Below are 22,764 nucleotides of genomic sequence, written 5' to 3'. Positions count from 1 at the left end.
GGGCCACGGACGAGCGGGGCTGCTCCGCCACCCCGGCAGCCGCGGCGGACGGGACGGTGACGGAGGCGGCCAGCAGGACGGCCGAGCCCAGCGCCACTCGCACGGGACGGCGGGGATGACGGTTTTGGAACGGCTTCACGCGTACTCCTTCGCGGGCGGGCGGACTCGCTCACGGCCTGGTCGGCCGGGCCCCGACGCTTCAGCGCGAGGGCGGCGGCGATGCGCAGGCGTGCTCTGGTCCCCGGAAACGTTCACCGGGGCGAAGACCTTCAACGTTCACCGGACGAAGACCTGTCAGGTGCGCGGCGTGACGTGGAGGTGCTTCTCGAACGGCAGCGGGCCGATGGTTTCCGGGTCGGCCTCCGTGTCGAACAGCGGTGTGTAGCCGGTGGCCAGGTACAGGCCGCGGGCCTCGGGCTGGCGTGGCCCTGTCGTCAGGTAGATCCGCCGGTAGCCGCGAGCGCCCGCCTCACGCTCCAGCTCGGCGACGACCCGTCGGGCGAGGCCGCGTCGGCGGTGGCCGGAGTGCGTCCAGATCCGCTTCAGCTCGGCCGTGGTGGCGTCGTACCGGCGAAAGGCGCCACCCGCGACCGGCTCGCCTCGCTCCAGGAGCAGGAGCAGGACGCCACCGTACGGCGCGGTGAACTCCTCGTCGGGGTAGCGGGCCAGCTCGGCGCGGGCGTCGCCGCCGTAGCGCGCGGCGTACTCGTCGCCGAGTTCCCGCAGGAGCGCCTTCACCCGGGGATCGGACACCGGCACGTCGATGACGGTCGTCTCAGCCGCTGGGGACGGTGGTCGGGCGACGGAGGTCATCCGTGCACCGCCGCGAGGTTCTGCGTGCCGCGGCCCGCGCGCTCGGTGTCGCGGTGGGCTTCACGCTGGGCTTCGCGCTCGGAGTCGCGCTTGGCGACTTCCTCGCGGACGATCGGGATCACATACCGGCCGAAGTCGATGGCGTCGTCCAGCAGGTCGTACCCGCGAGCGGAGAGGATGTCGACACCCAGGTCGTAGTAGTCGAGCAGTGCCTGGGCGACCGTCTCCGGGGTGCCGACCAGGGCGTTGGAGTTGCCCGCGCCACCGGTCGCGGCGGCGGTCGGGGTCCACAGGGCGCGGTCGTAGCGCTCCCCCTCCTCGGCGATGGCGATCAACCGCTGCGAGCCCGTGTTCTCGGGCTGCGCATGACCGTTGTGGCGCTTGGTGACCGCCTCGCCCTTCTCCCTGCGGGCCCTGATCGCGCCGACCGTGCGGTGGGCCTTCTCCCAGGCCAGTTCCTCGGTCGGGGCGATGATGGGGCGGAAGGCGACCTGGATGCGGGGCACGTCGGTGCGGCCCGCGGCCTTCGCGGCGGCCTTGACGTTCTCGATCTGCTCGGCGGTCTGCGCGAGGGGCTCGCCCCACAGGCAGTAGATGTCGGCCTCGGCGCCACCGGCGGCGTACGCGGCAGGGGACGAACCGCCGAACGAGACCTTCGGGCGGGGCTGTTGGACGGGAAAGACGTCGCTCACGAAGTCGTGGAAGCGGTAGTGCGCGCCCTCGTGGTCGAAGGGTTCGTGAGTGGTCCAGATCTTCTTGACGATCCGGATGTACTCACGGGTGCGGGCGTAGCGCTCGTCCTTGGTGAGGGTGTCGCCCTCGCGGCCCTGCTCGTGGTCGTTGCCGCCGGTGATGAAGTGCACGGTCAGCCGGCCCTCGCTGATCTGGTCGAGGGTGGCGAAGGTCTTGGCGGCGAAGGTGGGGTACGAGACGTTGGGCCGGTGGGCGAGCAGGATTTCCAGGCGGTCCAGCCTGCTGGCAATGTAGGCGGCGGCCGGTGCGGGATCCGGCGATCCGGAGCCGTAGGCGAACAGCACCCGGTCCCAGCCGTGGTCCTCGTGTGCCCGGGCGAGCCGGAGGGTGTAGTCCTTGTCGAACGCGGCACCGGAGCGCGGGGTGGTCTCGGAGCCGTCGTTGGTGGCGGCGATGCCGAGGAACTCCACGGGCATGGGCGTGGCCTTTCGGAGGTGGTGGCGGCACGCGGGCATGGCGGAATCTCCCCGCGTGCGGGCGTGGGCGGACGGACCGTCAGGGCAGGCGGCGGGTCCGTGCAGTCGTGACGGCGTCCGGGGTCGGAAGCAGCGGAGCCGCGGCAGCGCGCGTGTCGAGAACTCGGCCCGTGACGGGGTCACCGAGGGAGGAGAGGGCCGGTCGGACGGCCCGCTGCCGAGTCAGGCGCAACACGCCGCGGACCACACCCGGCCGAAGTCGATGTGATCGCGCGTGACCAAGCGCCGCTGGGCCTTCATGCGCCTACTTGAGCAGTACATCGTGTGGCTCGTCAAGCAGTTCCCGGTACCGGACCGCCTCGACCGGCGCCCCTCGCGTGCCGTCCTCCGAGCGCTCTGCGCCTGCTGCAACTCCCGTGCCCCGCACGCCCGCTGAGCCGCAGCGGCAGAGCGGCCACCCGGGCGGCCGGTCTCTCAGATGGTGAGACCTTCCCTAGTTTTCCTATGGAAATAGTAGGGAAACCTTGACGGCGTTCACCGAGGGTGCTCAGGATGATGAACATGTCCCATAAGCAGCAACGACTCGTTCGTCGTCGGCATGTCGACTTCGGTCACGTCGTCAGTGCCGCCTGCTGTCATGTGTAAGGCACGCGGCTGACACGTTCACCCGTGCAGCTCCGCTCGCCCTTCGCCCGCGATCGGGCGACGTCACCCCCGGCGCCTGCCGGTCCGACACATCTCTGAGGGACAACCGCCATGACCACGGCACCTGCGGCCCACGCGGCCCCGCACGAACCACCGCTCTCCGACATGCCCCGCCCCCGCCTGGCGGGCGACACCGCTGACAGCGGCGCCGCGCTGTGCGGCCGATCTTGAGGAGACCACTTCCATGGGCCTTGCCTCCGCGCCGTCCCGCCCCACCTCGCCGTCCGACCGGACCGGTCCCGGCCGAGCGCACTGGCTGCGCGTGGCCCGCGAGGTGGCGGACGACCTGGCCACGGACTCGGTGGCCAGGGAGCAGGCGGGCAAGGCCCCGTTCGACGAGGTGTCCCGGTTGCGCGAGGCGGGACTGCTGACGCTCCTGCCGGCCGGGCCCCGGGGAGGCGGCGGGGACTGGCTGACGGCTTACGCCGTCGTCCGGGAGATCGCCGCGGCCGATGGAGCGATCGGTCAACTACTCGGCTGTCACTACTTCTTGTCGTGGAGCGCCCGGTTCTTCGCCGAGCCCGCCCTCGCCGCGCGGACCGAGGAGCGGTCCACGGTCGAGGAGTGGTGCTGGGGCGGCGGTCTCGCGCGCCAGGAGCCGCCTCTGATGCTGGTCAGGACCCCCAGGGGGCTGGTGCTCGACGGTCGGCAGAACTACACCACCGGGGTCCTGGTCGCCGACCGTCTCGCCGTGCGCGCCGTGCGCAGGGACACGGGTGAACCACTCGCCGTCGTGGTGGATCCGGGCCGCAGCGGTGTGACGATCGACGGCGACGCCGACACCTTCGGCCAACGGCTCGCGGCCGGCGGCAGCGTGGTGTTCGAGGACGTCCTCGTGGGTGCCGACGAGGTCCTCGGCTCCCTGTCCGCGGACGACGACCTGCTGTCGCCGCGGGCCGCCCTGGCCTCTCCGGCCGGGCGTCTCTTCTCCGCCCAGGTCCTGCTCGGCACGGCCGAGGGAGTGCTCGCCGAAGCCCGGGAGTTCAGCAGGACGGGGCACGCGCCCCTGCACCCGGCGTGGCCCGGCGGTACCCCGCACGACCCGCAGGTGCAGACCGCCTACGGTGAACTCACCGTCCTCACCCGCTCCGCGTCGGCACTCACCGATCAGGCGCTCGAAGCCGTGCGGGGCGGGCTGGAGCGCGGCGAAGACCTCAGCTACGACGAGTCCGCAGACATCTCCGCCCTCGTGGCCATGGCCGAATCCGCCGCGGCCAGGGCGGCGCAGGAGTCCACCACCCGCGCCCTGGAAATCGTCGGTGCCCGTGCCACGTCCGCGCGGCTGGGCTTCGACCGGTTCTGGCGCAATGCCCGGACCCACACCTTGTACGAGCCCGTCACCCACCGGCTCCGCGATGTCGGACACTATTTCCTCGTCGGAGCCCATCCTCCGTTCGTCCTGCCCGCCTGACCGGGAGGCGTTGACGTCCGGGAGACCGGTTCCGCGGTCCCGCCATGCCCGGGCCGGCCGGACCGCTGTCAGGATCCCTCGCTGCCGCGGTGGTCAGCGGCCCCACGGGCCGGCAGCGGGAACCTCGGCGACGACGCGAACCGGACATGCGCATCAGGGGGAAGCAGTGACATGGTCGACTGGGACGGCCGGTCTGGCCGTCGGCCTGCTCATAGCGGTGGTGACCGCGCCGGTGGGCGTTTCGGGCGCGGTGTTCCTGCTTCCCGTGCAGTTGAGCGTACTGGGGGTGCCCAGCCCGGCGGTGACGCCCACCAACCTGCTGTACAACGTGGTGGCCGGCCCCGGCGCCCTGCTGCGGCACCACCGCGAGGGGCTGCTGCGCGGCTCGCTGACGCTCCGCCTGGTGGCCGGCACTCTGCCCGGTGTCGTCATCGGCGCCGTGGTACGGGTCTTCGCCGTCCCGGGGGCCACCACGTTCCGCCTCCTGGTCGCGGCGCTGCTGATGCCGCTGGGCCTGTGGCTCATCGGCCGCACCCTCCAGCCCGTCCGGCCGGCCGTGGCCGCGGCGCCCTCGCCTCGAGCCGTCACCGGACTGGCCCTGGTCGTCGGTGTGGTCGGCGGCATCTACGGGATCGGCGGCGGATCCATCCTCAGCCTCGTCCTGGTCGGCCGGGGCATGCCCGTCGTCCGGGTGGCACCGGCCGCCCTCGCCTCCACGTTCGCCACCTCCGTGGCAGGTGCCGCGGTCTTCGCGCTGTTGTCCCTGACCGGCTCCGGTGCCATCGCCCCTGACTGGTACCTCGGCCTGGCCTGCGGTCTCGGCGGACTGATCGGCGGCTACCTCGGGGCACGCCTGCGGCCTCGTCTGCCCGAGACCGCACTCCGCCTCCTGCTCGGCGCCCTTGCCGCCGTCCTCGGCGCCCTCTACGCCGTGCAGGCACTGCGCTGACGGCCGGGGCCGGCACCAGGGCGGTCAGCACGCCGCCGCCCGGAGATTGTGAACGCCGCACTTCACGCGCATGTCGGACCGTTGAGAATCCGAGACGCGTACGCGAGCGACATTGACCTCGCTGGTTCGCACTGCGACTCTCCTGACTGTGAGCACGTCCGAGACTCTCGCCGCGCGCCTGCACGTCGATCTGCGCCGACAGGCGAGCGCCCTCTGTGCCGTCGGCCGCCGCACTCGCTGACCGGCGCACGTCTCTTCCCCCCTTCGCACAGTCGGCTCCGGCGCCGAGCCGCTGTCGTCGTACCGACGTGGGGCTCCTCGTCGGCGCTGTCACCCGCGGCCCCTTCTCCGTCGTTCGACGTCTTCCCTCTCCTCGCCCGGTTGCCTGAGCCGGACCCCTCACCTCGTGACGGCCTCCCGACCGATCGCTGATCACCTCCTGGAAGGAAATCCGCACATGACCACCACTACCGCCTTCGACATCCGCAGGATCGGCGGCCGTATCGGCGCCGAGATCCTCGGCGTGGACCTGTCCACCGGCCTCGGCCCCGCCGTCGTCACCGAGATCAACTCCGCGCTCCTGGAACACAAGGCACTCGTCTTCCGCGACCAGCAGCTCGACGATGCCGGCCAGCTCCGCTTCGCCTCCCTCTTCGGCGACCTCACCACCGCGCACCCCACCGTCCCCTCCGTCGACGGCCAGCCCCACGTCCTGCCGGTCGACGGCGACGACGGGATCCGCGCCAACCAGTGGCACACCGACGTCACCTTCGTCCGGACGCCCCCGAAGGCCTCCACGCTGCGCAGCATCGTGGTCCCGCCCTACGGCGGCGACACGCTCATCGCCAACGCGGCCGCCGCCTACCGGGACCTGCCCGGGCCGCTGCGGGAGCTGGCGGACACGCTGTGGGCGGTGCACACCAACGACTACGACTACGCCGCCCCGAAGAGCGAGAAGGCCGCCGAGTACCGCAGGCGGTTCGTCTCGCGGAAGTACCGCACCGCGCACCCGGTCGTCCGCGTCCACCCCGAGACCGGGGAGCGCGGGCTGTTCATCGGCGGCTTCGCCCAGAGCATCGTCGGTCTCGGCTCCTCCGACTCCCGCGACCTGCTGCGCATCTTCCAGTCGTACGTCACCCGCCCGGAGAACATCGTGCGGGTGGCCTGGAGGCCGGGCGACCTGGTCCTGTTCGACAACCGCATCACCCAGCACTACGCCCCGGACGACTACGGCGACCTGCCGCGCCTGCTGCACCGGGTGACCGTCGCGGGCGATGTCCCGGCCGGTGTCGACGGCACGCTCAGCCATGTCGTCGAGGGCGACGACGCCTCCCACTACACGCCAGCCGCGGCCTGAGCCCTTCGGCCGCCGGGCAGCGGACACCCGCCCCCGTCCGGCGGCCCGCCCGCGGCGGACGCCGACCCGACCCGTACGGGATAATGCGCGCATGCGGATCTCAGCCAGAGCGGACTACGCGGTACGTGCCGCACTGCAGCTCGCCGCGTCCCGGGATGACACGCCCCTGAAATCCGAGGCCATCGCCGCCGCCCAGGACATCCCGCACAAGTTCCTCGAGGGCATCCTGAACGACATGCGCCGGGGCGGTCTCGTCCTCAGCCAGCGCGGCGGCAACGGCGGCTACCGGCTGGCCAGGCCCGCCGATTCCATCAGCATCGCCGACGTCATCCGCGTCGTGGACGGCCCCCTGGTCTCGGTGCGCGGTGTCCGCCCGCCGGACCTGTCCTACACCGGCCCCGCCGAGTCGCTGCTCCCCTTGTGGATCGCGCTGCGGTCCAACGTGCGGGAAATCCTCGAAGGTGTGTCGCTCGCCGATGTCGCATCGTCTCAACTGCCCTCCGACGTCTCCGCGTTGACCGACGCACCGGGCGCCTGGGTGAACCCCTGACACACCTGCCCGGCCACCACCGATCCCAAAACACGAGATAGCGGCGTCCACCATGCGAACTACCTCTTGGGGTGGGCGCTCCCTTCTGCCACGATCCCCATCAGCCAGGTAGGAAAACTAGGAATCGCTGGGGGGCCGTCATGCGCACGCACCACCGCACGGTCCTGTCGCTGCCCCTCCTGGCCTCGCGTCGCCACGTCGACTTCGGCCGCACCTCCAGCGCCATCTGTCGGCTCGTCTGAGCCCCCTCCCCCACGACCCGAACGCCCTCACGCACCGCCGCGTCCCCTGCCGTCCCGCGGGACCTTGGGCGAGGTGTGTGTGGTGTGCGGGTGTGCCGATGTGCATCAGCAGGCTCCGCGCCTCCCGTGCCGTACCTCCCTGAACACCTTCCCCTGAGAGGACACCTCCGTGTCTGCCGCAAGACCGCTCACCACCCTGCGCCCCTTCGCCGTCCTCGCGGCGCTCCCCCTGCTGCTGACCGCTTGCGGCTACGGCGCCGAGTCCACCGACGACGGCAGGCAGACCGAGGTCGCGGCGGGCGCCGAGAAGCTCTCCTCGGACGAGGTGAAGATCGGCTACTTCCCCAATCTCACGCATGCCACCGCTCTGGTGGGTGTCCAGGAGGGCCTGCTCCAGAAGGAGCTGGGCGGCACGAAGATCAAGGTGTCCACCTTCAACGCCGGTCCCTCCGAGATCGAGGCGCTGAACGCCGGCTCCATCGACATCGGCTGGATCGGCCCGTCCCCCGCCATCAACGGCTACACGAAGTCGAACGGCAAGAACCTGCGCATCATCAGCGGTTCCGCCTCCGGCGGTGTGAAGCTGGTCGTCAACCCGGAGAAGATCAAGTCCCTGAAGGACGTCAAGGGCAAGAGGATCGCCACCCCGCAGCTCGGCAACACCCAGGACGTCGCGCTGCTGAACTGGATCGCCGAGCAGGGCTGGAAGGTCGACGCGCAGAGCGGCAGGGGCGATGTCTCCGTCGTCCGCACCGACAACAAGATCACGCCGGACGCCTACAACGCCGGCTCGATCGATGGCGCCTGGGTGCCGGAGCCGACCGCGTCCAAGCTCGTCGCCGAGGGCGGCAAGGTGCTGCTCGACGAGGCCGACCTGTGGCCGGACAAGAAGTTCGTGATCACGAACATCATCGTCCGGCAGGCGTTCCTGAAGGAGCACCCGGACGTCGTCGAAGCCGTGCTGCGCGGCTCGGTGAAGACCAACGAGTGGATCAACGCCAACCCGGACAAGGCCAAGGCCTCGGCCAACGCGGCGCTCAAGGAGGAGTCCGGCAAGGCTCTGCCCGCCGAGGTCATCGACCCGGCCTGGAAGTCCATCACCTTCCTCGACGACCCGCTGGCCTCCACCCTCGACACCGAGGCGGAGCACGCGGTGCAGTCCGGCCTGCTGGAGAAGCCCGATCTGAAGGGCATCTACGACCTCGCCCCGCTGAACAAGGTCCTGAAGGACGAGGGCAAGGACGAGGTCGACGACGCCGGTCTCGGCACCGAGTAGCCGGGCGACCGACAGCGGATCCGATGGGTTCCCAGGGGTGACGTCCGAGGCGACCACCGTGGCCCACGTCGCCGAGGACACCACCGCGGTGACGCACGCCGCCCGTACCGAGCACGTCTCGACGTCCTTCCGCGCGCCGGGCACGCCCGGCGGACGACCAGTCGTGCTGGACGACATCACGCTCGATGTCGCACCGGACGAGTGCGTCACCCTCCTGGGGCCCTCCGGCTGCCGCGAGTCCACCCTGCGCCACCCGGTCGCGCGACTGGACCTGCCCTCCGCCGGCTCCACCGGCACGGACGGCCCACTCACCGCCCTGAGGAAACGGCTTCACCGGGTACGACGCGGAGACGCTCAGTGGGCGGTGAAGCCGCCGTCCACGGGCGGGGCGACGCCGATGAGTGACCCCATGGATGGCCAGATCCCCCGCCTGCCCCCGTCCCGCGTACAACCTTCCGGTGCCGCAGCCCGTCTCACCCGGCGTCAGAGTCACACGGCACCAAGGGGAACAGGATGCGACGTGTCACGGCGGCAGTGGCGGTACTCGTGCTCGCGGGCGCCACGCTGGGAACGGCGGCGAGCACCGCGGGCGCTGCCCCGGCAGAGGGACCGCGCGCGGCGGCGGCCTGCCCGACGGGCTGGGGCAGCGGTGCCAAGAGCGGTGCCGCCACGGGGGTCGATCACCTGGAGAACATCAGGACCGGCCAGAACGAATGCTACGACCGCATCGTGTTCGACGTGCCCGGCGGCGGCGACCGGATCGGCTACCACGTCCAGTACGTGGACGCGTTCCACGCGGACCCCTCGGGCGAGTACATACCCGTCGCGGGCGGGGCGATCCTCGACATCCGCGTCGACGCGTGGAGCTACGACCTGGACGCCGGCGCGCCGACCTACCCGGGAGAAGTGGGCAAGGCCCTGCCCGGCGTGAACATCAGCGGATACAGCACCTTCCGGGACACCCGGTTCGGCGGCACCTTCGAAGGACAGACGCAGGTCGCTGTCGGCACACGCGCGCGGCTGCCGTTCCGCGTGACCCAGCTGACCGACCGGGTCGTCGTCGACGTGGCCCACAGCTGGACGAGTTAGCGGGGCGGGACAACGCCTCGACGGGGTTGCCGGACACGGTCAGTCCGAGCGGAGCTGACCGTGGGCGACCCCTCGACGGCTTCCGGAGCGGGGAGCGGCGGGGCCACCGGCCGGCCTCAGGCGCCGTTCATGTCCAGGTCGGCGTGCAGCAGGTGGTGGTCCGAGTACGCGGTCGGCTGCACACGGTGTCCGAGCGGGACGATGCCTCGCAGGAAGACGTAGTCGAACTTGCTCTGCCAGTCCGTGGTCGGGGCGCAATCGCCGCTGGACGAGGGATGGCACCGGGGGTCTGTGTCCGCGGCCAGTTTCCACATCCCGGCGAGTTCGGGGGCGGCCGGCACGGCGTTGAAGTCGCCGAGAGCGATCGCGCGGTCGTGGCGGGCGACGTCTGCGGCGAGAACGCGGGTCTGGGCTGCTCGGACCGCCTCTTGACGTCGTTGGGCGAGATGGGTGTTGAAGATCCGGACGGACTGGCCGCCCACGGTGGTGGTGACTGCCAGGTATCCGCGGTCCTCGGACCCGCCGTCGGGGTATTCCACGCTGACGGGGTCGGTCATCGGCGCCGCCGAGAGAATCGCCTGGCCGAACGCCCCCGGATTCCACGGCAGCCCCCCGCAGCGGCCCCAGTCCCGGAGAACCGTCCCGTACTCGACGTGGTAGGCCAGCCCGTAGAACCTCTCCAGATGGCTGCGTATCCGCTCGACATCACGCACGCAGGCCTCTTGCAGGCCGATGACCTGCGGCGCGTATGTGGCGATCTCCGCTGCCCGGTCGAGGTTGCTTTCCCCGCAGGGGTTGCAGATGTTCCACGTCATGACCCGGTTCGGTACGACGTCCTCGACGGCTTCGGCGGGCAGTGGCCTGGCGAAGAGGGCAGCGCTGGGTGCGCTGGGGCCGATGAACCCCATGAAGGCCACGATCAAGCCGGCCGCCAGCATGCGCGTGCCTCTCCCGAACACCATCGCCTCCTCGCCGTGCACGCCCATGGCGTCCTGTGCCCCGGCAGACACCGGCGGCGCGCAGCCCCGGACGGTCGTGGTCGCCGGCCCGCGCCCGGCGACGGTGCTTGAGTATGTCACCACTGCCCCGGAGCCAGGTGGCCAGGGCGAATCTCGTTTCGACCGCCTCTGAGCCCGCGCCCGCCTGGTGCGTGGCCCTTGCCACAATTTGCGCATTCCTGGATGAGGTGTGCCCTATAAGTGGTTAGAAGGCTTTGTCGTACCTAGCCGGCGATCGGCACGGGGACGCAGAGACCAGCAACATGGGAGATTCGTTTGATCACGCTCTGTAGACGGCACACCAGGCTGGTGACGGCCGGCGTACTCGGCGGCGTACTCACAGTCACGGCTCTCAGCGGTACTAGTAGCGCTGCCGCCGACGGCAACGGCAACGACGCCGGGAACCAGCCGCAAGCGCAGGCGCGGGTCGGTCAGGCGGGCGACCAGGAAGCCTCGGACGCCCGAATAAAGATCACACCCGGCCCAGGTGCCTACGCCGTCGGGATCGACGACCGGGTCGGCGTCACCGTCGGCAACGGCAAGCTCACCAAGGTGACCATGACCGCCGTCGCGACCGGTGCCGAGGTCGCGGGCACTCTGTCCGCGGACGGCACGTCCTGGAAGTCGGACGTCCGGCTGGAGCGTGCCACCAGGTATCAGATCACCGCGGAGGCCGAGGACGCCAAGGGCCGCTCCACCACCGGCAACGCCACGATCACCACGGTCTCCCCGGCCGACGACTTCACCGGACACGTCTCCCCCCAGGACGGCTCGACCGTCGGCGTGGGCATGCCGGTGACGGTCACCTTCGACAAGGCGGTCAGCGACAGGGCCGCCGTCCAGTCGGAGATCGAGGTCAGCTCCAGCAGCGGCCAGCGGGTCGTCGGTCACTGGTTCAGCGACCACCGCCTGGACTTCCGCCCCGAGAACTACTGGAAGCCCGGCTCCACCGTCACGGTCAAGCTCGACCGCCACGGCGTCCGGAAGACGGTCACGTTCAAGATCGGCCGAAGCCAGATCAGCACCGTCGACGCACGGACGAAGCAGATGACCGTCGTCCGGGACGGCAAGACGATCAAGACGATCCCGGTCTCGTCGGGCAGCCCCGAGCATCCGACGTACAACGGTCAGATGGTGATCTCCGAGAAGTTCCGGCAGATCCATATGAACGGTGCGAGCGTCGGCCTCACGGAGAAGGACGGCAAGCCCTCGTACGACATCAAGGCCGTGCCCCACGCCATGCGCCTGACCGACTCGGGCACGTTCATCCACGGCAACTACTGGGGCAAGGACTCGATCTTCGGCAAGGTCAACAGCAGCCACGGCTGCATAGGCCTGAAGGACGTCAGGGGCGGCGGCGACGGCAAGCAGCCCGCCGCGTGGTTCTTCGACCAGTCGATGACCGGTGACGTCGTGATCGTCAAGAACTCCGACGACAAGACCAAGCTGGCCCCGGACAACGGCCTCAGCGACTGGAACATGCCGTGGAGCGAGTGGGTCGCGGGCAGCCCGGCCGCCTGACGCCCACCCCACGCTTCACGCACCCGTCCCCTCGTACCCCAGGCGGTACGAGGGGACGGGTGCGTCGGCTCCGGCGAGCGGCACGGAGAGACGGGGCTGCCCGCCGAAGCGCTCGGGCGGCCCACCCCCTCCGCGCTCTCAGGGGCGGCCCGCCCGGGACCCCCTGTAGGCGGCGCGGCGGATCGCGGCCAGTGCGGGGCCCGGCGTGAACTGCCGGGCGTCGTGCGCGTAGATGTCGAAGCCCGTGCTCTCCTTCGGCCCCATCGGCAGAGCCGTACGGACCGTGAGCACGGCGAACACGCGCCAGGAACGGCCGGGCCCCTCGGCGCACAGATCGAACACGAGCGGCCCGGCACCCAGGGCGCGGGCCAGACTCGCCGGGTCGCCGTGCACCGGGGCCCGGTGGGAACGCCGGGGAAAGGCGGCCAGTACGCGCGGACGGCCGCTCACCCGGTAGGGGACGAGGCTGGAATACGGTCCGGCCAGCGCGTCGGCGCGCGGCAGCGGCAGATGCCGCGTCGTCCGCCCCCGGCCGCTGCTCGTGAGCAGCAGATCGAGGGCCCGGCCCGGGCCGTCGGCGTCGTCCACACGGACGGCCAGCCCGAGCCCGTCCGGCAGCCGCCTCGGCAGGCCGGCCGCTCGGGAGAGCCGGACCGTGGCGGCGTACCGCCCGGGTCGGTCCAGCCACGGCACGCCCCAGCGTTCGCCGTCGCCGGGGACCTCCAGCTCGGCGGCGCACACCAGCCCGTCGGGGTGGAGCACGGGAGCCCGCCGCAGGCGAGCCAGCAGGCGGAACACCGTCTCGACGCCTCCGACCTGCCCCGGTTCCCCGGACGCACGGACCGGCCCGGCGGGCTTCCCCCGCGGCACCGCTCCCCGTCGAGTGCCGCGTGCCGGTGCCCGGCGCCGGCCCGCTCGGCGCGTACCGCTCATCGTTCCCCGCTCCCGGCCGCTCCCGCGCCTGTCGGACAGGGGGTGCGCAGCCAGGCGGCGATCCAGCCGGTCTGCATGGCGGCGTCCAGGAGGTACGTCGGCCGGATGCGTCCCCTGGGCACATAGACGAGATCGACGGCCAGCAGCGTCAGCGCGGTGCCCAGGCCGATGCGGCGGGCGTGGGCCCGGCTCTGCGGGTCCGCCGCCGCGAGCTGGGCGAGCCCCGCGGAGACCAGCAGTCCGCCCGTCGTCATCTGCAGCCAGTCGTCGGTCTTCGGGCCGAAGACCCACTCGAAGCTGCGCAGGTGGACCAGCGGCCACAGCCCGCCCACGACGTTGAAGGCGCCGTGCGCGACAGCGACGCCGGACCCCCGCGCTCCCGTCCCGTCCACGGCGTCTCCCTTCGTAGCGGCCGGTGCGCCGGGTACCCCGGGGCCGGCTTCCCTCACGCGGGTGCGCGGGCCACGGTCCGAGGAGGTCCGCCTCCCCGGGGCCGCCGCGCGACGTCGGCATCACGTTCGCGGTCGGCGGGTTTCGGCCTGAGCCGACGGATCGGTGGAGTCGACCACGGGCGACCGGGCAGGGTGGGGCCATCGCGTGCGGCCGGCCGGCTCGGTCCGGGGGCTGCGGCGGGGTCCGTCGTGCGGTGAATCCGGGGTGCGGAATGTGGCTGAACGTGTCGAACATGGATCTGCCCGCGCGGGACCAGTTCCCCTTCTGGGCCGAGCTGGTCTCCCGTGAGCTGGCACCGCTCACCCTCAGCAGCCCGAACACCGGGAGTTTCCCCGCGTGGGCCTCGGTGCTGGACCTCAGCTCCGTACGAGTGGCCGCGTTCAACAGCCCGCCCGCACACCTGAAACGCACCTGGGCGGACATCCGGCGAGCCGACCCGGGCACGTACCAGCTGACGTTCGTCTCCGGCACCCCGCTGTGGATCAACCAGCGGCGCCAGGACTCCGGGCTGGTGTGCGGGGACATGGTGCTCTTCGACCTCTCGCACCCCTTCGAGGGCGCGGTGCCCGACAGAGGCCGCCACACCCAGGTGGTCATCATGCAGGTGCCCCGCGAGGAGCTGCCGCTGCCACCGGACAAGGTCCACCGGCTCCTCGCCCAGCCCCTGTCGACCCGCAGCGGCATGGGAGCGATTCTCGCCCGGTTCCTGACCACACTGGACGCCTACGGCCCCGACTGCCACCCGCGCGATCTGAGCCGATTGGGAGCGATGGCGCTCGACCTGGCGGGCGCCTGCCTGGCCCAGCACCTCGACGCCTACGACGACCTTCCGGCCGAGACCCGCCAGCAGGCCATGCTGGCCCGCGTCAACGCCTTCATCGACCACAACCTCGGCGATCCGGACCTGGGACCGGCGGACATCGCGGCACACCACCACATCTCCGTGCGCTCCCTGCACGCGCTCTTCCGGCAGCAGGGGGAGACCGTGGCGGCCTCGATACGCCGGCGCCGCCTGGAGCGCTGCCACGCCGACCTCACGGACCCGCGCATGCGGCAGCGGCCGATCAGCGCCATCGCCGCCCGGTGGGGGTTCCTGCGCCCGGCGGACTTCAGCCGGGCGTTCCGCGCGGCCTACGGCGCGACGCCCAGGGAACTGCGGCAGGCCGCGCTGCGCGGTCTGCCGAGGCGCAACGGCCTGCGCTGAGCGGCAAAAAACACCGCACGCATCACCAACTCCCGGTCCGGGCACCGCGCCACGATGTGAGGGCACACCGGCAGCTCACACTCAGGCGGGAGAGAAATCGACCATGAAACTTGCCAAGCGGCTCTTGTTGGTGGGCGCGGTCGCCGCAGCCACCGCGGGTCTGAGCATCGTCCCGGCCGAAGCCCGCGCCAATACCGCCGCGGGATGCTGGACCTTCGGGAACACGACCAGTTTCGGTACGTACGGCGGCCAGGTCTGCGACAGCCGCCACATCATGGGCTGGGTCAAGGACACGAAGGCCGACGGCTACTGCGTCTTCTTGCGCGTGCACTACCCGAACGGCTACCACGACGGCCCGTGGGCATGCCCGAAGAACGTGACCAAGAACTGGGACTGGTGGGCCCCGCAGGGCATCTCCAGCGTGAGCATCGAGAAGGTCTACGCCCCGTAACACGGATCGCCGTACGGATCGTCCGGGGCGGGCACCGCACCGGGCCTTCGGCGAGGGGCGCGTTGGCGTGGTACCGCAGCAGGCGGCCGACGGCCGCCTGCTGCTTCGGTTTTCGCCGTCCGCGCGGCGGGTCGTCGTCGCAACAGAGATCAGGAGGGCGAACCATCGCCCCTTGCGCGGTGACCCCGCTCGTCCTCATCAGCTCGGTGTGCGCATCCGGTTCATGCTTCCTCGGCGGATCGCGTGAAACGGTTGCTCGGTTCTCCTCGTAGCCGGCCGTCCGGAAGTCTGCGGCCGTAGGCCAGCAGCAGGAGGTCCTGGGCGGCACCGAAGACAGGGGAGCCAGAGCCGTACGACCAGTCGAGGTCGTCGGCGCACAGCTGCACTCCGGCAAGGTCGGCGCCGAAGAACTTCAGGCCGCTGGGCCGGATGCCGTCGAGCAGGATACGCAGCCGGTCCTCGGGGACGCGCCGGTCGAGGCCGAGGGCGACGGTGATGTCCAGCCCGTGCACGACGTCGTGGCCGAGCGCCGCCGTGAGCCCGCCGACCGGTGGTGTCCAGGGATGGTGGGCGTTGTCCCGCAGGAAGGCGGCGAGAGCGGTGGTGGAGTGGACGGCCGCATCCCTGCGCGCGAGCCGATCGGTCATGAGGTGAAGGTTCCCGTGTGCCTTCACCAATTCACCCAGCGTCCTGGGCAGGGAGAGCCGGAACCCCATCGACATGTGCGCCGCCACTTCGCGCACACGCCATCCCGCGCAGAGGCTCTGCTCGTTCCACTGGCCGGTTCGCAAAGTGTCGAACAGGTCGGCCAGTTCCCGGCGTTCCGCCGCAATCGCTGCCCTGACGTCGGCATTCTTCCCCTTGAGGGCTGTCACGTTCTCCATGTGATCAAGCCTGCGGCCGACAGGCCGATAACGCCAGTAGATAGTCCTGCTGCGATCTAGAATCGCTACTTATGGAACTCCGCCAGCTGCGCTACTTCGTCTGTGTCGTCGAGGAAGGCGGTTTCACCAGGGCCGCCGCCCGGCTGCATCTGGCCCAGCCTGGCCTCAGCGCCCAGATCCGCCAGCTGGAGAAGGAGTTGGGGCAGCCGCTGCTCGACCGCTCCGCCCGGTCGGTGACGCCGACCGAGGTGGGCCGGGCGGTCCTGCCGTACGCCCGGGCCGCGCTGGCCGCGGCGGAGTCGGTGCGGCAGACGGTCGATGCGTACACGGGGCTGCTGCGCGGCCGGGTGACGCTCGGACTGGTCTCCGGCGCCACTGGCCACGCCTTCGACATCGCCGCTCTGCTCGCGGACTTCCACGACGCCCACCCCTCGGTGGAGGTGGCACTCACCGAGGACACCACGGAGCGGATGCAGGCCGCGCTCCTCGCCGGCGAGCTCGACATCGCCCTCCTCGGAACGGCGGACGAGGTGCCCCCGCCCGGAGCGGCCTTCCAGACGGTGATCGATGTCCCGCTGGTCGCGGCTGTCGCGCCAAGTGACCCGCTTTTCGACCACATCGACGGTACGAGTGTCCCGCTGGCCGAGCTGCGGGACCGGCCGCTGATCTGCCTGCCGCGCGGCACCGGGGTGCGCACGGCGCTCGAACGCGGCTGCGCGCAGGCGGGATTCCGGCCCCGGGTCGCCTTCGAGGCGGCAGCCCCACACGTGCTCTCGCAGCTCGCCGCGCGGGGCCTGGGCGTCGCCGTGCTCCCTGCCGGTGAGAACGACTCCCCTCTCGACGGACACCTGCGCACCCTGCGGATCGTCCGGCCCGAGATGCGTGCCCGCATCGCGCTCGCCTGGCAGGCCGGCGGCCCTTCGAGCCCCGCGGCCCGGGTTCTCCTCGACCGCCTGCGCGAAGTCCTCCCCACGCCCTCCGATGAGTGCGAGCGGGGGTAGCCCGGGAGGGCGGTGCCGCCCGCTGCGGCGGCGGCCCGCGCGCGGCCCGTCCCGGCGGAGGCGCCGACCGGTTCGCCGACGGTACGTCAGCATCGCGTCGGGGACCGCCCGTCGAGGATCGCGCACCGGCAGCCGTCCGTCGGACGCGAGGCAGGCGTCTCGCACACCGGCTCGGCAGACCCGGCCATCGTTCGCGTGTCACCCAGCGGCAGTGGCAGCGGCGGCGCGCAGGGCCGCGGTCTCCCGCAGGTCGACCTCGAACGTCTCGGCGTCGACGGCGACGCCGTACGCACGCCGCGCAGCCGCCACCGACACGAAGCCGTTCCTGACGTCCCGGGCCACGCGCTCCGGCTCGCGCTCGAACGGGTTGCCGTAGCCGCCGCCACCACCGGTGTTGTTCACCAGCACGTCGCCCGGCCACGAGGTGGTTGTAACTGCCGCCCTGGACCACCTCGCGGTGCGTGCCCGGGTTGAGGATCACGTGGTTGTTGTCGCCCTCGCGGCCCTCACCGATCGCCCAGGGCTGCGTCCTGGTCTTGTACGTCAGGCAGATCGCCTTGGCATCCGCCAGGAAGCGGTAGCTGCGGCCCACGCCGACGCCGCCCCGGTACCGCCCGGGACCGCCGCTGTCGGGCCGGTAGCCGTAGGACTCGATGAACATCGGGGACTTGGTCTCCAGCACCTCGACAGGGTTGTTCCGGCAGCCGGGCTCCGACAGGTGCATGATCCCGTCCTCGCCGTCCCCTCCGGCGTGCGCGCCGAACCCGACGGCCTCGTTCGTCGCCTCCAGCCAGGGCTCACCGGTGCGCGGGTTCACGCCCAGGCCCATCATCGAGCAGACGTCGCCTCCGGAACAGGCCGGCACGAGGTCGGGCATACCCTGCGCGAGCGCCTTGAGGATCACTTCGCCGCCGATCAGACCGGTCCACAGCGTGAACGTGGGCTGCGGCGGCACCGCGTGCATGACCGAGCCGGGCTCCGTCACGATCCGCAGCGCCCGGAAGTTGCCCGCCACCACCGGGGTGTCCGGCGTCGTGAGGGACTTGTAGATGAGGCTGCAGAAGGCCTCCGTCAGACCGAGCGGCACGTTGATCGGCCCGCGGACGTCGCGGTCGCTGCCGGTCCAGTCGATGACCATCCCGTCGTCGCCGACCGTGACGGTGACGTTCAATGTGATCATCCGGTCCAGGTCCACCCCGTCGTTGTCGACGAAGTCGCTCGCCGTCCAGGTGCCCCTGGGCAGCTTCCGCAGGGCCAGCCGGGCCAGCCGCTCGCCGTGGTCGTTGATCGCGTCCATCGCGCCGATCAGCCCGTCGGCGCCGTACCTGTCGGCGATCTCCCGGGTGCGCCGGACGCCGGTGACGCATGCCGAGACCTGCGCCTGGATGTCACCGACGGTCCGCTCCGGCAGACGGCTGTTGAACCGGATGATGTTGAAGACGTCCGCGTTGGGGACGCCGCGGCGGTACAGCTTCGTGGCCGGGAAGAACAGGCCCTCCTGGTACATGTCCGTGGAGTCCAGGACGTACCCCGGGTCCTTCTGCTTCAGGTCGAGCACGTGGATCCGGCAGGACGTGAACCCGATGAGGCGGTCGCCGTGGTGGACCGGTGCGAAGACCAGGGGATCGAGCGTGTGCGCCGACGCCCAGTACGGGTAGTTCAGGATGAAGACGTCGCCCGGCTCCAGCGCGTCGGCGCCGAGGAACTCGACGGCCTTCTTGATGCCGTGGTCGTTGGCGCGGGTGAACACCGCGATGCCCGGCACGTCCGCCACCACGTCGCCGTTCGGGGCGTGGATGCCGATGCCGTAGTCGTGGATCTCGTAGACGACCGTGTTGTACGCCGTCCGGCAGAGGTTCCGCGCCATCTCCTCGGCGGCGGCCAGGAGGCCGTGCCGGATGATCTCGGTCTGAATGGGGTCGCTCATCGCGTGCCCTTCGGGTGGTCGTGGTGGAGGGTGATGACCATCTCGCCCAGGGGACCGACCTCCAGCCGGTCGCCCTCGTGGATGACGGTGGTGGCGGTGTGCTCGGCGATCACGGCGGGGCCCGTGATCACGTCGCCGGCGAGGAGGGACTCCCGGACGTGGAGGGCGTACTCGACCGCCTGCTCGTCCTCGTCGAGGAACACCGGCCGGACGCCGCCCGCCCGGGGCCGCCCGTCGGTCCGCGTCCCGATCCGCGGCAGGGTCGGCTTGTCCACGTGTCCGGTGGCCCGGACGCGCATCGTGGTGATCTCCACCGGGTCGTCCATGACATGCCCGTACTGGCGCTCGTGCAGCCCGGCGAAGGCCCTCGCCACCGCGCCGGCCATGTCCTCGGCGCCGGTGGGGAAGGGAACCGTGACGGCGTGCTCCTGGCCGGTGTAGCGGACGTCGAGCATCCGGGCCGTCGTGCGCCGCTCCGGCCCGAAGCCCTCCTGCTCCAGGAGGCCGGCCGCCTCCTCCTCCATCCTGCGGTAGGCCGCCTCGGCGGTGCCGGGCTCGAGCGAGGCGAGCGGGGTGACGGTGGTGCGCGCGAAGTCGTGCTGGACGTCGGCCATGAGCATGCCGAAGGCGGAGAACGCGCCCTGGCCGGGCGGCACCACGACGGTCGGGATACCCAGCTCATGGGCGACGTCGACGGCCACCAGGCCGCCGCCACCGCCGAACGACAGCAGCGCGAAGTCCTGCGGGTCGCGCCCGAGTTCGACGGTGATGGCGCGGACCGCGCCCATGATCTTCGTGGTGGAGATCCGGACGATGCCGCGTGCCAGCGCCTTCACCGACAGGCCCAAGGTCTCGGCGATGGGCCGCAGCGCCCCCTCGGCGAGCCCCGCGTCGAGGGTGAGCGCGCCGCCCAACGGCGAGTCCGCGCCCAGGTATCCGAGCACGAGAGCGGCGTCGGTGAACGTGGGCAGGGTCCCGCCCCGTCCGTACGACGCCGGTCCCGGCGACGCTCCGGCGCTCTGCGGACCGACCTGGAGAGCGCCCGCTTCGTCGAGCCAGGCGAGGGAGCCGCCGCCGGCGCCGATCGTGTGGATGTACAGGGACGGGGTGTTGATGGGCATGCCTTCGAACTCCGCGCCCTGGTACGACACCGGTTCGGAGTCGAGGACCAGCGAGGCGTCCAGGCTGGTGCCGCCCATGTCGATCGTGATGAGGTTCGGCCGGCCGATGAGGCGGGAGAGCGCGGACGCGCCGATGACGCCGCCCGCCGGACCGGACAGGATCAGGCTCACCGGCTGCTCCCGCGCGGCGCGCGCCGTCATCGCGCCGCCACCGGACCGGGTCATCAGGAACCGGCCCTCGAAACCGCCCGACGCCAGCTCGCCTTCGAGCACCTCCAGGTACCGGCGCACGGTCGGCTTGATGTAGGCGTCCAGTACGGCGGTGCTGGTGCGCTCGAACTCCCGGTATTCGCGGGAGAGTTCATGGGAGAGGGTCACCGCGACGCCCGGCGCGGCCTCGGCGAGCACCGCGCGCATGCGCAGCTCGTGGTCGGGGTTCGCATAGGCGTGCAGGAAGGCGACCGCCACCGATTCGTATCCTCGCTCGGCGATCAGGCGGGCCACCGCGTGTGCGTCCTCGGTGTCGAACGGCGTGTGCACCGAGCCGTCGAACAGGCTGCGCTCGGTCACCTCGTAGGTGTCGTACCGCTCCAGCAGGGGCGTCGGCTTGCGGTAGGTGATGTCGTAGTTGGTGCGCCGGTCCGTGCGCCCCAGCAGGTAGACGTCACGGAAGCCGCGCGTGGAGATCACGGCGGTGCGCGCGCCCCTGCGCGTCAGGAGGGCGTTGAGGCCCAGTGTGGTGCCGTGCGTGAACATGGCCACCTCGTCCATCGAGGCCCCCGCCTTGCCGAACGCGTCGAGCACGCCCCGGGCGGGGGCGTCGGGAGTCGTGGCGACCTTGTCGAAGACCAGCGCACCGGTCTCCGGGATCAGTTCCACCACGTCGGTGAAGGTGCCGCCGACGTCGATGGCCAGTCGGGTTGTCCTCGTCATGCGGGTTCCTGTCTCTCTGCGCGCAGCCGCCGGTGCGGCGACGCGTCGCGGGTCGGTCCCGTGCCCGTGCCGTCGGCCTCCTACCCTTCCGTCGGCCGCATGCCTGTCCCGTCGGCCCGCGTCGGGGCGTGATCAGCCAGAAGTGCTCGTCGCCACCTGCCCGGGCAGCGTGGAAGGAGTTCGTCCGGCCCGGGCGGCGGCTGGGCAGCGTGCTCCACCCGGTTCTCGCCCTTGCGACGCCGGCGCACGCCACGCAGCCTGCTCACCCCCTTGCCCCTCCGCCCATCACCTTCCCCGCGAACAGGCCGTGCACCATAGCCCTCGCCTCGATGCCTCGACGCCGCGAGGGCGGGTGCGGTCGCGGATGCCGTGCCGCTCGGCGCGGACACGTTCACCGGTGTCGGCGTCGACTCGTTCCTCACCGCGCGCGCCTCCAGCCGTTCGAAGACGGCCGATTCAGGAGCGGACTTGGGCGCCGGCGCCCCGCTGTCGCCGCGATCCGGGGTCCGCCGTCCGGCACACCTCGCCGTGGTCCCGCGCGCCCCGCCGCCGAACGCCTTCGTCTACCGGCACGGTGCCATCGGGCCGCGTTCGCACGACGATCCCTGCTCGACGAGCGCGGGTCGGTCCAAGCGCGCCGTGTCGGGGTCAGCCGGCTGCGGCGGAGTCGAGATGGCGGCTGTCACCGAGGCCGACGACTTGGCGGTTGTGGAAGAAGTCGTCCTCGCGCAGCGTGGTGATGCTGCCGGCAGGCACCCGGAAACTGGCATATCCGACTGTCTCCTGCGGCATCTTGGTCCACGCTGTCACGACGAACGTCAGGGTGCCGCCGTGGGTCACGATGATCTGGTGTTCGCAGGGGCGAGCGAGGATCTCGTCCATGGCGGAGTAGACGCGCCGGACCCAAGCCGCTTTGGTCTCGGCACCCTCCACACCCTCGTCGTGGTCCAGCCGCTCGCCGACGGCCGGCGGCGGGACGAACCGCCGGTCCAGCCACTCCTGGGGCCTGCCGCCGGCCTCCCCGTAGGACTTCTCGCGCAGCCTGCGGTCCAGCACGGGTGCGATGCCGAACAGCTCGGTCACCGCATCGGCCGTCTGCCGGGTGCGCCGCAGATCCGACGCGTACAGTTCCACTCCGGCACCCTCGGGGATCCGGGCCCGCAGTGCCCGGGCGACGGCGGTGGCGGCGCGGATGCCGGCAGGTGTGAGCTGCGCATCGTGCCAGCCCCCGACGACGTCCTCGACATGGTGCGTGGCCTGCGGATGGGTGACGACGTAGAGAGTGCGCATGCGGCGGTGTCCCTCCTGAGCGGACGGCCGGCCGGAGCAGCACGTCGGCGGCGCACCGCGGTCGTCCTCGTCCAGCCGCGTGACGCGTACCGCTCGGACGTCGTTGCCCGGCGCGTCGAACCGCCGATGGCCCTCGGCTCGCACGCTTCCTCCACGCGGTGAGACATACGTTAACCGATTGAGACATCAGCGTCTCACCCGAAAGGACTACTCGGATATCGGTCTTCGCGGCGATCCGCCGCCCGGGCCGCGGGGCGAACGATGGGAGGAACCCGAAGAAGGGTGGTGGCACCATGCCGCACCGCGAACTCGCTTCCCTCCTCGACGAACTGACGCGCCTCGCGTCGCTCCCGCTGGAGCGCGGTGAGACGCTCCCGGCACGGGCGTACAGCAGCGAGGACTTCTACCGCCTGGAGAGGGAGCACGTCTTCCGCGCCGACTGGCTGTGCGCCGGGCATGCGAACCAGGTCGCCCGGCCGGGCGACTA

21 protein-coding genes and 3 pseudogenes are annotated in these 22,764 nt (G+C 71.4%); 14 read left to right on the top strand and 10 right to left on the bottom strand.

Annotation, left to right across the window (positions count from 1 at the left end; all coding sequences use genetic code 11):
- Window positions 1–294: 294 nt before the first annotated feature.
- Both CCN44_RS34185 and CCN44_RS34180 read right to left on the bottom strand, forming a co-directional pair.
- The gene (locus CCN44_RS34185) at window positions 295–813 is read right to left on the bottom strand and encodes a GNAT family N-acetyltransferase (protein WP_086702232.1); all 519 of its coding nucleotides are present in this window, start codon (window positions 811–813) and stop codon (window positions 295–297) included.
- A complete protein-coding gene (locus tag CCN44_RS34180; protein ID WP_086702241.1) occupies window positions 810–1,982 on the bottom strand; it encodes an LLM class flavin-dependent oxidoreductase in 1,173 nt (390 codons plus the stop codon). The genes CCN44_RS34185 and CCN44_RS34180 overlap by 4 nt, the downstream gene beginning before the upstream one ends.
- Window positions 1,983–2,256: 274 nt before the next feature.
- On the opposite strand from CCN44_RS34180, the gene CCN44_RS44675 reads away from it, so the two are divergent.
- From CCN44_RS44675 to CCN44_RS34145, 9 genes and pseudogenes are all read left to right on the top strand, one after another.
- Window positions 2,257–2,418, top strand: coding sequence for a hypothetical protein (locus CCN44_RS44675; protein ID WP_158103188.1), 162 nt, complete (start codon window positions 2,257–2,259; stop codon window positions 2,416–2,418).
- 453 nt (window positions 2,419–2,871) lie between these two features.
- A complete protein-coding gene (locus CCN44_RS34175) occupies window positions 2,872–4,098 on the top strand; it encodes an acyl-CoA dehydrogenase family protein (RefSeq protein ID WP_086702230.1) in 1,227 nt (408 codons plus the stop codon).
- Window positions 4,099–4,264: 166 nt separating this feature from the next.
- Window positions 4,265–5,047, top strand: a complete 783-nt coding sequence (locus tag CCN44_RS34170) for a sulfite exporter TauE/SafE family protein (RefSeq protein ID WP_086702227.1) — start codon at window positions 4,265–4,267, stop codon at window positions 5,045–5,047.
- Window positions 5,048–5,195: 148 nt separating this feature from the next.
- Entirely contained in the window at window positions 5,196–5,288 is a 93-nt protein-coding gene (locus tag CCN44_RS47945; protein WP_391046472.1) for a putative leader peptide, read from the top strand.
- A 216-nt stretch (window positions 5,289–5,504) separates the two neighbouring features.
- Window positions 5,505–6,404, top strand: a complete 900-nt coding sequence (locus CCN44_RS34165; RefSeq protein ID WP_086702225.1) for a TauD/TfdA dioxygenase family protein — start codon at window positions 5,505–5,507, stop codon at window positions 6,402–6,404.
- A 91-nt stretch (window positions 6,405–6,495) separates the two neighbouring features.
- Window positions 6,496–6,954 (top strand): RrF2 family transcriptional regulator, encoded by a 459-nt coding sequence (locus CCN44_RS34160; protein WP_059255533.1) that lies wholly within the window; start codon window positions 6,496–6,498, stop codon window positions 6,952–6,954.
- Between the two features lie 411 nt (window positions 6,955–7,365).
- Entirely contained in the window at window positions 7,366–8,472 is a 1,107-nt protein-coding gene (locus tag CCN44_RS34155; protein ID WP_086702222.1) for an aliphatic sulfonate ABC transporter substrate-binding protein, read from the top strand.
- Between the two features lie 37 nt (window positions 8,473–8,509).
- Window positions 8,510–8,776: pseudogene (locus CCN44_RS46775) on the top strand (ABC transporter ATP-binding protein); the annotation flags it as partial.
- Between the two features lie 209 nt (window positions 8,777–8,985).
- Window positions 8,986–9,561, top strand: a complete 576-nt coding sequence (locus tag CCN44_RS34145) for an AMIN-like domain-containing (lipo)protein (protein WP_059255537.1) — start codon at window positions 8,986–8,988, stop codon at window positions 9,559–9,561.
- Window positions 9,562–9,677: 116 nt separating this feature from the next.
- On the opposite strand, the gene CCN44_RS34140 is transcribed toward CCN44_RS34145, so the two are convergent.
- Window positions 9,678–10,523 (bottom strand): endonuclease/exonuclease/phosphatase family protein, encoded by an 846-nt coding sequence (locus CCN44_RS34140; RefSeq protein WP_086702238.1) that lies wholly within the window; start codon window positions 10,521–10,523, stop codon window positions 9,678–9,680.
- A 312-nt stretch (window positions 10,524–10,835) separates the two neighbouring features.
- Here CCN44_RS34140 and CCN44_RS34135 point away from each other — a divergent pair, with 312 nt between their 5' ends.
- Window positions 10,836–12,080 (top strand): L,D-transpeptidase, encoded by a 1,245-nt coding sequence (locus CCN44_RS34135; protein ID WP_086702219.1) that lies wholly within the window; start codon window positions 10,836–10,838, stop codon window positions 12,078–12,080.
- A 138-nt stretch (window positions 12,081–12,218) separates the two neighbouring features.
- Here CCN44_RS34135 and CCN44_RS34130 read toward each other — a convergent pair whose 3' ends face one another.
- Together CCN44_RS34130 and CCN44_RS34125 are read right to left on the bottom strand one after the other, a co-directional pair.
- A complete protein-coding gene (locus CCN44_RS34130; protein WP_143650157.1) occupies window positions 12,219–12,878 on the bottom strand; it encodes a type 2 periplasmic-binding domain-containing protein in 660 nt (219 codons plus the stop codon).
- A gap of 131 nt (window positions 12,879–13,009) precedes the next feature.
- On the bottom strand, window positions 13,010–13,405 hold the full coding sequence (locus CCN44_RS34125) for a hypothetical protein (RefSeq protein WP_086702215.1): 396 nt from the start codon (window positions 13,403–13,405) through the stop codon (window positions 13,010–13,012).
- Between the two features lie 293 nt (window positions 13,406–13,698).
- Here CCN44_RS34125 and CCN44_RS34120 point away from each other — a divergent pair, with 293 nt between their 5' ends.
- Together CCN44_RS34120 and CCN44_RS34115 are read left to right on the top strand one after the other, a co-directional pair.
- A complete protein-coding gene (locus CCN44_RS34120; RefSeq protein WP_158103187.1) occupies window positions 13,699–14,670 on the top strand; it encodes a helix-turn-helix domain-containing protein in 972 nt (323 codons plus the stop codon).
- A gap of 103 nt (window positions 14,671–14,773) precedes the next feature.
- Window positions 14,774–15,121, top strand: a complete 348-nt coding sequence (locus CCN44_RS34115; RefSeq protein ID WP_143650154.1) for a hypothetical protein — start codon at window positions 14,774–14,776, stop codon at window positions 15,119–15,121.
- Between the two features lie 221 nt (window positions 15,122–15,342).
- On the opposite strand, the gene CCN44_RS34110 is transcribed toward CCN44_RS34115, so the two are convergent.
- On the bottom strand, window positions 15,343–16,005 hold the full coding sequence (locus CCN44_RS34110) for a maleylpyruvate isomerase family mycothiol-dependent enzyme (protein ID WP_086702207.1): 663 nt from the start codon (window positions 16,003–16,005) through the stop codon (window positions 15,343–15,345).
- 71 nt (window positions 16,006–16,076) lie between these two features.
- On the opposite strand from CCN44_RS34110, the gene CCN44_RS34105 reads away from it, so the two are divergent.
- A complete protein-coding gene (locus tag CCN44_RS34105) occupies window positions 16,077–17,006 on the top strand; it encodes a LysR family transcriptional regulator (protein ID WP_086702204.1) in 930 nt (309 codons plus the stop codon).
- 198 nt (window positions 17,007–17,204) lie between these two features.
- On the opposite strand, the gene CCN44_RS45715 is transcribed toward CCN44_RS34105, so the two are convergent.
- The 4 genes and pseudogenes from CCN44_RS45715 to CCN44_RS34090 all read right to left on the bottom strand — a co-directional run bounded on the left by CCN44_RS45715 (window position 17,205) and on the right by CCN44_RS34090 (window position 22,277).
- On the bottom strand, window positions 17,205–17,414 hold the full coding sequence (locus CCN44_RS45715; RefSeq protein WP_208639894.1) for a hypothetical protein: 210 nt from the start codon (window positions 17,412–17,414) through the stop codon (window positions 17,205–17,207).
- A gap of 109 nt (window positions 17,415–17,523) precedes the next feature.
- Window positions 17,524–18,873, bottom strand: a pseudogene (locus CCN44_RS47940) (hydantoinase B/oxoprolinase family protein); the annotation flags it as partial.
- A gap of 56 nt (window positions 18,874–18,929) precedes the next feature.
- Window positions 18,930–20,987, bottom strand: coding sequence for a hydantoinase/oxoprolinase family protein (locus tag CCN44_RS34095; protein WP_086702202.1), 2,058 nt, complete (start codon window positions 20,985–20,987; stop codon window positions 18,930–18,932).
- Between the two features lie 648 nt (window positions 20,988–21,635).
- The gene (locus tag CCN44_RS34090) at window positions 21,636–22,277 is read right to left on the bottom strand and encodes a histidine phosphatase family protein (protein ID WP_086702235.1); all 642 of its coding nucleotides are present in this window, start codon (window positions 22,275–22,277) and stop codon (window positions 21,636–21,638) included.
- Between the two features lie 293 nt (window positions 22,278–22,570).
- Between CCN44_RS34090 and CCN44_RS43590 the strand changes: the two are divergent.
- Window positions 22,571–22,764, top strand: a pseudogene (locus CCN44_RS43590) (aromatic ring-hydroxylating oxygenase subunit alpha); the annotation flags it as partial.

The sequence above is a fragment of the Streptomyces tricolor genome (assembly GCF_002155905.1).
GTDB lineage: Bacteria > Actinomycetota > Actinomycetes > Streptomycetales > Streptomycetaceae > Streptomyces > Streptomyces tricolor.
This window is presented reverse-complemented; position numbering and strand designations above follow the sequence as displayed.